The following is a 208-nucleotide window of genomic DNA, read 5'->3' as shown; positions in this document are numbered from 1 at the left end:
ATTCAAAATCCTTGATGATTACGGCTACAAAGGCTGGATGGTGGTTGAAGCAGAACAGGATCCGGCCATCGCTAATCCCTTCGAATATGCGGTGAAAGCCCGTAAATATATTCGTGACAATGCCGGGCTGTAAGATTGACGGTCAGTTAGCGCAATGAATTGCGCCGCTACGGTAAATGCAGCAGTGACTTTCGTCATTAACGACTGC

General features: G+C 47.6%; 1 pseudogene. It reads left to right on the top strand.

From position 1 onward, the window contains the following. A pseudogene (locus MXF20_RS23350) lies at positions 1-133 on the top strand (myo-inosose-2 dehydratase); the annotation flags it as partial. Positions 134-208: the final 75 nt, after the last annotated feature.

This window comes from Pantoea dispersa, assembly GCF_035783935.1.
In the GTDB taxonomy this organism is placed as follows: Bacteria; Pseudomonadota; Gammaproteobacteria; order Enterobacterales; family Enterobacteriaceae; genus Pantoea; species Pantoea dispersa_C.
This window is presented reverse-complemented; position numbering and strand designations above follow the sequence as displayed.